12 protein-coding genes are annotated in these 9,733 nt (G+C 68.5%); 6 read left to right on the plus strand and 6 right to left on the minus strand.

Annotated elements, in window-relative coordinates; all coding sequences use genetic code 11:
• The first annotated feature begins 243 nt into the window (after positions 1–243).
• Positions 244–792, plus strand: coding sequence for a thioredoxin family protein (locus KGQ91_RS13240; protein ID WP_224414785.1), 549 nt, complete (start codon positions 244–246; stop codon positions 790–792).
• Positions 793–911: 119 nt separating this feature from the next.
• Positions 912–1,499, plus strand: a complete 588-nt coding sequence (locus KGQ91_RS13245; protein WP_224414784.1) for an NAD(P)H-dependent oxidoreductase — start codon at positions 912–914, stop codon at positions 1,497–1,499.
• Positions 1,500–1,503: 4 nt separating this feature from the next.
• Here the strand turns inward: KGQ91_RS13245 and KGQ91_RS13250 are convergent, their stop codons facing one another.
• From KGQ91_RS13250 to trxC, 3 genes are all read right to left on the minus strand, one after another.
• Positions 1,504–2,250, minus strand: a complete 747-nt coding sequence (locus KGQ91_RS13250) for an SDR family oxidoreductase (protein ID WP_224421159.1) — start codon at positions 2,248–2,250, stop codon at positions 1,504–1,506.
• A gap of 68 nt (positions 2,251–2,318) precedes the next feature.
• Positions 2,319–2,882 carry an O-acetyl-ADP-ribose deacetylase gene (locus tag KGQ91_RS13255; protein WP_205596271.1) on the minus strand — a complete coding sequence of 188 codons (564 nt, stop codon included), beginning with the start codon at positions 2,880–2,882 and terminating at the stop codon, positions 2,319–2,321.
• Positions 2,883–2,898: 16 nt separating this feature from the next.
• Positions 2,899–3,333, minus strand: coding sequence for a thioredoxin TrxC (trxC, locus tag KGQ91_RS13260; protein ID WP_224421160.1), 435 nt, complete (start codon positions 3,331–3,333; stop codon positions 2,899–2,901).
• Positions 3,334–3,468: 135 nt separating this feature from the next.
• Here trxC and KGQ91_RS13265 point away from each other — a divergent pair, with 135 nt between their 5' ends.
• Complete coding sequence (locus KGQ91_RS13265; protein ID WP_224421161.1) at positions 3,469–4,371, plus strand: NAD(P)-dependent oxidoreductase; 903 nt, start codon at positions 3,469–3,471, stop codon at positions 4,369–4,371.
• A gap of 108 nt (positions 4,372–4,479) precedes the next feature.
• Positions 4,480–5,403, plus strand: coding sequence for a diguanylate cyclase (locus KGQ91_RS13270; protein WP_224421162.1), 924 nt, complete (start codon positions 4,480–4,482; stop codon positions 5,401–5,403).
• 21 nt (positions 5,404–5,424) lie between these two features.
• Here KGQ91_RS13270 and KGQ91_RS13275 read toward each other — a convergent pair whose 3' ends face one another.
• Entirely contained in the window at positions 5,425–5,970 is a 546-nt protein-coding gene (locus tag KGQ91_RS13275) for a helix-turn-helix domain-containing protein (protein ID WP_224421163.1), read from the minus strand.
• 112 nt (positions 5,971–6,082) lie between these two features.
• Here KGQ91_RS13275 and KGQ91_RS13280 point away from each other — a divergent pair, with 112 nt between their 5' ends.
• Positions 6,083–7,321: a benzoate/H(+) symporter BenE family transporter gene (locus KGQ91_RS13280; RefSeq protein WP_224421164.1), complete on the plus strand. Its 1,239-nt coding sequence runs from the start codon at positions 6,083–6,085 to the stop codon at positions 7,319–7,321.
• Between the two features lie 38 nt (positions 7,322–7,359).
• Here the strand turns inward: KGQ91_RS13280 and KGQ91_RS13285 are convergent, their stop codons facing one another.
• Together KGQ91_RS13285 and KGQ91_RS13290 are read right to left on the minus strand one after the other, a co-directional pair.
• Positions 7,360–8,256, minus strand: a complete 897-nt coding sequence (locus KGQ91_RS13285; RefSeq protein WP_224421165.1) for a transglutaminase family protein — start codon at positions 8,254–8,256, stop codon at positions 7,360–7,362.
• Positions 8,253–8,750: an alpha-E domain-containing protein gene (locus tag KGQ91_RS13290; protein WP_224421417.1), complete on the minus strand. Its 498-nt coding sequence runs from the start codon at positions 8,748–8,750 to the stop codon at positions 8,253–8,255. The genes KGQ91_RS13285 and KGQ91_RS13290 overlap by 4 nt, the downstream gene beginning before the upstream one ends.
• A gap of 104 nt (positions 8,751–8,854) precedes the next feature.
• Here KGQ91_RS13290 and KGQ91_RS13295 point away from each other — a divergent pair.
• A partial coding sequence (locus tag KGQ91_RS13295) for an IS66 family transposase (protein ID WP_224420085.1) occupies positions 8,855–9,733 on the plus strand: 879 nt, incomplete at its 3' end.

Genomic DNA, 9,733 nt, shown 5'->3' on the forward strand with positions numbered 1-9,733 from the left:
AGCGCCCGCAGGCGAATGGGCGCCATTATCCAGCTTTTCGCCGGTGTCGTCTTGGGCGGGGGCTGAAAAATCGCCGCCCGGGCAGGCCACGGCCGGACAGCGTGGTCAACCCCATGCATGGGACCCGCCAAGTGCTTGATTCCCATCCCGCTGCCTGGGCGTGACGCCGACATGGCGCCTACACTGGAACCTTCGCGCCCTGCTGCTGCCAACGGGGCCGAGACACGAGAAAAGGAGTTTCGCATGGCACTCACGCCGTCCAACATGATCGACCTGGGCTCGCCGATGCCGGCCTTCCGGCTGCCGGATGCCGAGGGCGAGGAAGTCGCCAGCGACGAGCTGGCCGGCCAGCCGCTGCTGGTGGCCTTCATCTGCAACCACTGCCCGTTCGTCCAGCATATCGCCGACGCCTTCTCCGCGTTCGGCCGCGAGTATCAGGAACGCGGGCTGGCCGTGGTGGCGATCAACAGCAACGACTTCCACAGCCAGCCGGACGACAGCCCGGCGAAGATGTGCGAGGAGATCCGCCACCGGGAATACACCTTCCCCTACCTGGTGGACGAGAGCCAGGAAGTGGCGCGCGCCTTCGGTGCCGCCTGCACGCCGGACTTCTTTCTTTTCGACCGCGAGCACAAGCTGGCCTACCGCGGCCAGTTCGATGACAGCCGCCCGAGCAAGGACACCCCGGTGACCGGCGAGGCCCTACGTGCCGCCGCCGATGCGGTGCTGGCCGGCAAGGCACCGAGCGAAGACCAGAAGCCGGCCATCGGCTGCAACATCAAGTGGAAGTGATCGGCCGCGGTGCATGACGACCAGAGGCGTCATGCACCCGGCACCAGCTAAATCCGCCGAACCGCTGCCGGGTGTTGAACTACGCTCGTTGACAGACCCCGGCATTCGAGGCGGCATTCATGTCCCGACGCATCCTCATCCTCCAGGGCCACCCCGACGCCAGCGAGCCTCACCTGTGCCATGCGCTGGCACAGCACTATCTGGAAGGCGCGGAAGCGACCGGGCACACCGTGCGCGTGATCGATGTGGGCACGCTGGACTTTCCGCTGCTGCGCAGCCGCCGTGCCTGGGAAAACGAACCGCTGCCGGAGGCGCTGCGCGAGTCACAGACCGCCATCGCCTGGGCCGAGCATCTCGTGCTGTTCTTTCCGCTTTGGCTGGGTGACATGCCGGCGCTGTTCAAGGGATTTCTCGAGCAGGTGGCCCGCCCGGGGTTCGCCTTTGCGCCCGGCGCCACCTCCCCGTTCGCGGCCAAGGGGCTCTCCGGACGCTCGGCCCGGGTCGTGGTCACCATGGGCATGCCGGCACTGGTCTACGAACACTTCTATCGCGCCCACAGCGTCAAGTCGCTGGAACGCAATGTTCTCGGCTTCGTGGGCATCGCCCCGATCGAGGCCACGCTCATCGGCCAGGTCGAGTCGCTCAGCGAACGTGCCCTGCGTGCCTGGTTCGAACGCCTGCACGAGATGGGCCGCTGGGCACGCTGAACCGTCAGCGGCCCCCGGTCACGTCGATGAAGGTGCCGGTGGTATAGGACGCGTTGTCGGAAAGCAGCCAGAGAATCGCCCGAGCGACTTCCTCGGCCTCGCCACCCCGGCGCATCGGCACACTGTCCTTGAGCCGGTCGACTCGCCCGGGCTCCCCGCCACTGGCGTGGATATCGGTATAAATGATGCCGGGACGCACGGCATTGACGCGGATCCCCTCGTCGGCCACTTCCCTGGCCAGCCCCAGCGTGAAGGTATCGACGGCCCCCTTGGTGGCGGCATAGTCGACATACTCGTTCGGGGCACCGACCCGCGCGGCGACGGAGGACAGGTTGACAATGGCACCGCCGTTGCCGCCCTGGGCGGTGGACATGCGACGGATCGCCTCCCGGGCACACAGGAAGCTGCCGGTCACGTTGACGGCCAGGAGGCGAGTCAGCCGCGCCGCATCCATGTCGGCGACCCGGCACTGCTGCTCGAGAATGCCGGCATTGTTGACCAGCGCGGTGACCGCTCCCAGTTCGCGGTCGACACGCTCGAACAGCCGCACCACCTCGCCCTCGTCGGCAACATCGGCCTGCACGGCGATGGCTCGGCCGCCGGCGGCGACGATCTCCTCGGCCAGCGCCTCGGCGGCCTCGCGGTTGCCCCGATAGTTGACGCACACCCCGTAGCCTGCGGCCGCCCCGAGACGGGCCGTCGCCGCGCCGATTCCCCGGCTCCCCCCGGTTACCAGCATTACCTGATTCATCACGCCTCCTGCCCGAATAAAGGCTCCATACCTTGCGCGAGCCCGGGGCATTCGGCAAGCAGCACCCATCAGCCGTGCTCGGCGCACACCGGAAAGCCGGTCTCCTCGCAGATCGCCTCGAAGGCCCCGGCGTCCCGTTCGCTGAAGAAGCACAGGATCACCTCCGGTGCGTCTTCAGACGTCGCCTCGGCCAGCACGTCGATGACGACCCGCGCGGCCTCGTCGAACGGATAGCCATAGACGCCGGTGGAGATCGCCGGGAAGGCGATGCTGCGGCAGTCATGTTCGTCGGCCAGCGCCAGGGCGTTTCGATAGCAGTTGGCGAGCAGGTGCGACTTGTCCTTCGTCTTCGCATACACCGGCCCGACGGTGTGGATCACGTAGCGTGCCGGCAGGTTGAAGCCATCGGTCAGCGCCACCTCGCCGTCCGGCAGGCCATCGGGCCAGTCGGTCTCGCGCAGGCGCCGGCAGGCCTGCTTGAGCTCGGGGCCGGCGGCCCGGTGGATGGCGCCGTCCACGCCGCCACCGCCCATCAGCGAGTGGTTGGCGGCATTGACGATGGCATCCACCTCGAGCCGGGTGATGTCGCCGGTGGTCACGCGGACACGGCATTCGCTGGACATCGACGTCATGGGTCCTCCCTGGGGTTCACGTCACTTGCTCGAGCCACTGCTGGAGCTGCGGACCCGGCAGTGCCCCGGACTGGCGGGCGATCTCGCGCCCCTCGCGAAAGACGATCAGCGTGGGAATGCTGCGGATGCCGAAGCGCCCGGCCAGCCGCGGATGGGCCTCGGTATCGAGCTTGGCGAAGCGCAGGCGCGGCTCGAGCACCTCGGCGGTCTGCGCGAAGACCGGCGCCATCATCTTGCAGGGGCCGCACCAGGCGGCCCAGAAGTCCACCACCACGGGCAGCTCGCTGCGCTCGACCAGTGCCGAGTAGTTCTCCTCGGTCAGCTCGACGACCTCGCCCGTGAACAGCCGCCGCTTGCAGCGCCCGCACTGGGGCGCGTCGTGCAGGCGGGCGATGGCCACGCGGTTGATCGCCAGGCAGTGTGGGCAGCCCAGTTGCATCATTTCGGTCATTGCCGTCTCCCGGATCGATAGCCATTCCCAGATATGGCGCGAAACGCCTGTCCGATCAAGGGCCGTGTGACTTTCCAGCGCCATCGGCGACCAGTAGCATCGTGTTTCCGTCCGTTACCGTCTGGAGAACATGCAATGCCCCGACTGCGCCTGGGATTCGTGGGGATCGGCCTCATGGGAGAGCCGATGGTACGCCGCCTGCTGGGGGCCGGTTTCACGGTGAGTGTCTGGAACCGGACCCCGGCCAAGGCCGAGGCGCTCGCCGGGGCCGGCGCCGAGGTGGCCGCCACCCTGGGCGAGCTGGTCGACAACGTGGACGTGGTGATGCTGTGTCTGGCCAATACGACCGTGGTCGAGACCGTGGTATTCGGCGGGGACGGCGTGGCCTCCCGCGCACGGGCCGACCAGACCCTGATCGACTTCTCCAGCAGCGACCCCCAGGCGACCCGCGAGTTCGCCCGCCGCCTGCACGAGACCTGCGGCACGACCTGGATCGACGCCCCGGTCTCGGGTGGTGTGGCCGGCGCCGAGGCCGGCAGCCTGGCCATCATGTGCGGCGGCGATGCCCCGCGCATCGAGGCCCTGACACCGGTGTTCGCCCCGCTGGCGGCTCGGGTGACCCGCATGGGGCCGGTGGGCAGCGGCCAGGTCACCAAGGTCTGCAACCAGATGATCGTCGGCTGCAATGCGCTGGTGGTCGCCGAGATGATGGCCCTGGCCCGCGCCAGCGGCGTGGATGCCGAGCGCCTGCCCGAGGCGCTGGCCGGCGGCTTCGCCGACTCGACGCCGTTTCGCATCCTGGCCCCGCGCATGGCCGCCGGGACCTTCGAAGCACCGGCCTGGCACGTGCGCACCCTGCTCAAGGACCTGGACATGGCCGTCGAGCAGGGCCGCCGCTGCGCCAGTGCCACGCCGATGACCGGCCTGGCCGATCAGCTGCTGCGCCAGCATGCCGGCCAGGGCTTTGCCGATGCCGACCCGGCGACGTTGATTCTGCGTTATGCCGGGGGCTCGCCTGCCACCGAAAGCGCGTCATAATACGCGTCGTCATGTCACACGTGATCTTCCTCTCACGGCCGGCCTGTGGTCTCCCGCGGCGCCGGTCGCGGGAGTAGAATTTCCCTGAACCCTCCCAAGCGAGACGTGATGCCTGACCGTCGACAACGCCTGCCCCTTCGCCTGCTGAGCACTTTCGGCAGCCTGTTCCTGCTTGGCGGAACGGGGCTGTGGCTGCTGGCCCGTGCCGAGGATCTGCCGCGCTTCGATGCCCTGATCGTGCACTATCGTCCCGAGCTGCTCGTGCTGCTGCTGATTGCCTTTCTGGTGCTCAGCCTGCTGGCGATACGCCGCCAGCTCATTCGCCCGCTCAATGAGCTGGTCGCCTACGTGCGGGCCCAGCAGACGGGGAGCCCGGAATCGCCGCCCAGCCACCTGTACCGGCGCCGCGACGATATCGGCTATCTCGCCCGGGAAATCGCCAAGCTGCTCCACGCCCTGCATGACAAGAACCAGCAGCTCCACGCCCAGACCCTCAACGACCCCCTGACCGGCCTGGGCAACCGCCGGCTGCTGGAACAGCGCCTGGAGATCGCCCTGCCGCTGAGCCGGCGCCGCATGACCCCGCTGTCGGCCTTGATGATCGATGTCGACCACTTCAAGCAGTACAACGACCATTACGGCCACCCGGCGGGCGACGAATGCCTCAGGGAAATCGCCAATGTCCTGCGCGACACCTTCCGGCGCGAGACCGACATCGTGGTGCGTCTGGGCGGCGAGGAATTCCTGGTGGTCCTGCTCGACAACCAGCTCGACGAGGCCACTCGGCTCGCCGAGGGCATGCGCAGCATGCTGCAGGCCGTCGGCATCCCCCACGCCTGGTCGCCGACCGCGAAGGTGGTCACCGTCAGCATCGGCGTGGCCACCGCACCCCCCGGTACCCCGATCGATCTGGAGAGCCTGCTGGCCTGCGCCGACGAGGCGCTCTACGCCTGCAAGGCCGCCGGACGCAACTGCACCATCGGCCGGCATGTCGGCGCCGGGATCAAGGAATCGGCCGAGATGACATCCTAGGGCGCACCGGCCGATCCCGTCTCACGCCCCGGTCGGGTAGTTCACCAGATTGTGAAAGCACGCCCTCGTCGCGTGCGGATTGCGGTAAGCATGCCCCTGCGCCGCGTCGAGCCGGACGACGTCACCCGCCTGCGCCGACTGCCAGCGCCCGGCCTCGGCCACCTCGAGCGCGCCCTCGATCACGATCACATGCTCCACCACCCCCGGGCCATGCGGGCTCGATTCGCTGCAGGCACCGGGTTCCAGGTCGATGGCGAACATCTCCAGGCGCCAGCGCGGCTCGAAGGGAATCAACACGCGCACGTGCATGCCGGCGCTGTCGCTGAACACCGCCCGCGGCTCGACCGGTGGCGCCGCGGCCTCCACCAGAAAGGCGGACAGCGGGACCTCGAAACCGGTCGCGATCTTCCACAGCGTGGCCACCGTGGGGCTCGATTCGCCCCGCTCGATCTGCCCCAGCATGGCCTTGCTGACACCGGTCGCGCCGGCGGCACGACTCAGGCTCCAGCCCCGCGCCTGGCGCAGGGTCTTCAACGTCGCCGCGATGTGGGGGGTCGGATCGGACACGTGACACTCCTCGTCGGTCGGTACCCGTGGGCTGTCATTGTACGCGATGGCGCACGATGCTATCGTCGCCGCACCATGCGTTATAGCGCACAAGTGAGCGCTGGAGACACCCATGCCTGTCCCTTCCGTGCTGCGTGACCTCTCCCCGTCGGCACTCGTCGCCGGCTTCGTGGCGGTCCTGGTCGGCTATACCAGCTCGGCGGTGATCATCTTCCAGGCGGCGGAGGCCGCCGGCGCCGGCCCGGCACAGATCGGCGCCTGGCTGAGCATGCTGGGGCTGGGCATGGGGCTCACCTCGCTGGGCCTGTCGCTGCACTATCGCCAGCCGGTGCTCACCGCCTGGTCGACACCCGGCGCGGCCCTGCTCGCCACCAGCCTGCCCGGCTACAGCCTGCCCGAGGCGATCGGCGTCTTCCTGTTCTCGGCGGCGCTGGTGCTGCTCTGCGGGGTCACCGGGCTGTTCGCGCGCCTCATGCGGCGCATCCCGCCGTCGATCGCCGCGGCCATGCTGGCCGGGGTGCTGCTGCGCTTCGGCATCGACGCCTTCGCCGCCCTGCACGTCGACTTCCCGCTGGTCGGCGCGATGTGCGCCGCCTACCTGATCGGCAAGCGCTGGCTGCCGCGCTACACCATCCTCCTGGTGCTGGCGACCGGCCTGGGGGTGGCCTGGGCCGCCGGCGATATCGCGACCCAGCGCACGGCGCTGCGCTTCGCCACGCCATCATTCATCATGCCGGCGTTTTCGCCGGCGGCGCTGATCGGTGTGGGCATCCCGCTGTTCGTGGTCAGCATGGCCTCGCAGAACGCTCCGGGCGTGGCGACCCTGCGCGCCGCGGGCTACACCGTGCCGGTGTCGCCGCTGATGATCTGGACCGGGCTCGCCACCCTGGTGCTGGCCCCATTCGGCGGCTTCTCGGTGTGCCTGGCGGCGATCACCGCGGCGATCTGCATGGGCCCCGAAGCGCACCCCGACCCGGCGCGGCGCTACACGGCCGCCGCCGCGGCGGGGGGCTTCTACCTGATCGCCGGGGTGTTCGGCGGCTCGATCGGCACCCTGTTCGACGCCCTGCCCCAACCGCTGATCGCCACCGTCGCCGGCCTCGCCCTGCTCTCGACGATCGGCAACAGCCTGCATCAGGCCCTCGATGACGCCAGCGAGCGCGAGGCGGCGGTGGTGACCTTTCTGCTCACCGCTTCCCATATCACGCTGCTGGGCGTGGGCGCGGCCTTCTGGGGGCTGCTGGGCGGGCTGGCGGTGCTCGCCCTGCGGCGTCGACCCCGAGCAGCAACCCGGAAGGTGACGAGCAGCGACGCTGATCCCACCGAAGAAGGCGTCGCTCAGCGCGGCTAGCCAGGTTCATGAAAGTCCGCTGAAGAGTCTCTGAAGACTCAGGCCGTGCGACGCGAGGCGTCGTCGTCGGGAATCACATCGACCGCCACGTCGAGGGTGTGCTCGCCGCCGCCGCTCATCACCCCGCTGAGCGGCGGCACGTCGGCGTAATCGCGCCCCCAGCCGATGACGATGTGCTGCTCGCCGGGCAGGCTGCCATTGGTGGGGTCGAGCTCCAGCCAGCCCCAGCCCGGCAGGAACACCGCCAGCCAGGCATGCGAGGCGTCGGCCCCCACCAGCTTGGCCTGCCCGGGCGGCGGCAGCGTCTCCAGGTAGCCACTGACATAGCGTGCCGCCAGCCCCTGCGAGCGCAGGCAGCCGATCGCCAGATGGGCGAAGTCCTGACAGACCCCGCGGCGCTCGTCGAGCACATCCATCAGCGGCGTGGCCAGCGTGGTGAACTCGGCGTCGTAGGTGAACTCCTCGTGAATCCGGCGATTCAGGTCGATCACCGCGTCGAGCAGCGAGCGCCCGGCCGGGAAGCTGGGTGCGGCGTACCCCGCCAGCCGCGGATGCCGGCGGATGAACGGTGAATCGAGGCGGAACTGGCGAGCCTGCAGGCAGCGGCGCTCGGCGGCCCGGGCGAGAGCGTCGCGGCAATCCTGCCAGTCGCCGGCCATCACCGTCGGCAGTGGCGGTCGCGACAGGGTCTCGAGCCGGGTGCGCACGGTGACCTCGAGGCTCGAGTGGATATCCTGGATCGCGAAGTACATCACCCGGTTGCCGAAGAAGTCGCGGCGCTCGCTGAGCACCGCCGGGTGCGGTTCGATAGCCACCTGCGAGGCCTCGCAGTGCTGCCAGGGCAGCTCGCGCGGCAGCATGCGCGCCTCGTTGTGGCACAGCGTCACCGGGGTGCTGTAGGTGTAGCGGGTGGTGTGGCGCAGACGGTAGATCACGGCTGTACCTGCATCCTGATCAACTGGCGCGGCGCCTCGACGTGGCTGAAGTGGCTGTGGGCGATGGCGTCGGAGAGCTTCTCCAGCGGCTCGAGCAGCGCCTCGAACAGCGCCGCCAGGGCCTCGCGGGCCTCGGCCGACTCGTGGACATGAGAGAGCATGTCGATATCGGCCAGCTGCAGCGTGCTCGAGGCCTGGAGGATCAGCCGCTGCTCCCGGCGCCGATACGGCGTGCCCGATGCCTCGCTCTGTGGCAGGCGTTCGATCTGGCGACACAGCCGCTTGAGCATGTAGCCCACCGAACGCGGGTTGCCCTCGTCGAACAGCAGCAGATCGAGAATCGCCGTGGGATGCAGTTCGCTGCGGTAGCGCCGGCGATAGGCGGTGACGTTATCGGTGGTGGCCAGTACCACCTCCCACAGTGCCACGCCCGGCTCGCGGGCCTCGATCAGCGCCAGCTGCAGCAGCTCCAGGGTGTGCAGCACACGCTCGATGAAACGTCCGAGTAACTATTCAGGTGGCTGCGGATGGCATGTCGCCAACCACCTGATTTTTTTGGCATAGTGTGCCTGATCCTTCGGCACGTCTATGCGGTGACATGACCATCAGCGATATCAACGTCGACGAGGCCCTGGAACGGGTCCGGCAGCAGCTCAAGGAAGACCACACGGTCTCGCCTTCCTTGCGTGCTGCCATCGACGTGCTGATGCTGCTGGTCAAGCTGATGGCCGACCGACTGGCCACCAGCAGCCGCAACAGCAGCAAGCCGCCGTCACAAGACCCCAACCGCCAACGCCGTTCCCGGGCCAAGGGCGAGCGTCGCCCTGGCGGGCAACCGGGTCACGAAGGCAAGACGCTGGCGCCGGTCACCGATCCCGACGAGATCGTGTCGTTGCGCGTCGATCGCCGCACCTTGCCCAAAGGGCGCACCTATCGCTCGGTCGGCATCGAAACGCGCCAGGTGCAAGACATCGTGATCCAGGCCGTCGTCACCGAGTATCGCGCCGAGGTGCTGGAGGACGATCTCGGGCGGCGCCATGTGGCGCCGTTTCCCGACGGCGTGACCCGCCCGATCCAGTATGGCCCACGTCTCAAGGCGCATGTCGTCTATCTCTCGCAGTATCAGTTGCTGCCCTATGCCCGCATCCAGGCGCTGCTGGCCTCACAGTGCGATCTATCGCTGAGCACCGGCACGCTGTTCGCCTTCAATCAAGAGGCCTATCAGCGCGCCGAGGCGTTTGCCGAGTGGGCGATCCCGGCGCTGAGGCAAGCCGCGACCGTGCATGCCGACGAGACCGGGATGCAGGTCGGCGGCAAGCGCTACTGGCTGCACAGCGCCTCGAATGACGCCCTGACCTACTTGGCGCCTCACGCCAAGCGAGGTCAGGAGGCCATGGATGCCATCGGCATCCTGCCCTATGTCCAGGGGGTGCTGGTGCATGATCACTGGAAGCCTTACTACCGCTACGCGGATTGC

This window comes from Modicisalibacter tunisiensis (assembly GCF_020148005.1).
GTDB lineage: Bacteria > Pseudomonadota > Gammaproteobacteria > Pseudomonadales > Halomonadaceae > Modicisalibacter > Modicisalibacter tunisiensis.

Bases quoted from the DNA above. Each gene is read 5' to 3' on its own strand.
- KGQ91_RS13265 (WP_224421161.1), top strand. From the start codon at position 3,469: ATGCCCCGACTGCGCCTGGGATTCGTGGGGATCGGCCTCATGGGAGAG.
- KGQ91_RS13280 (WP_224421164.1), top strand. From the start codon at position 6,083: ATGCCTGTCCCTTCCGTGCTGCGTGACCTCTCCCCGTCGGCACTCGTC.
- KGQ91_RS13255 (WP_205596271.1), bottom strand. From the start codon at position 2,882: ATGACGTCGATGTCCAGCGAATGCCGTGTCCGCGTGACCACCGGCGAC.
- KGQ91_RS13240 (WP_224414785.1), top strand. From the start codon at position 244: ATGGCACTCACGCCGTCCAACATGATCGACCTGGGCTCGCCGATGCCG.
- KGQ91_RS13250 (WP_224421159.1), bottom strand. From the start codon at position 2,250: ATGAATCAGGTAATGCTGGTAACCGGGGGGAGCCGGGGAATCGGCGCG.
- KGQ91_RS13270 (WP_224421162.1), top strand. From the start codon at position 4,480: ATGCCTGACCGTCGACAACGCCTGCCCCTTCGCCTGCTGAGCACTTTC.
- trxC (WP_224421160.1), bottom strand. From the start codon at position 3,333: ATGACCGAAATGATGCAACTGGGCTGCCCACACTGCCTGGCGATCAAC.
- KGQ91_RS13245 (WP_224414784.1), top strand. From the start codon at position 912: ATGTCCCGACGCATCCTCATCCTCCAGGGCCACCCCGACGCCAGCGAG.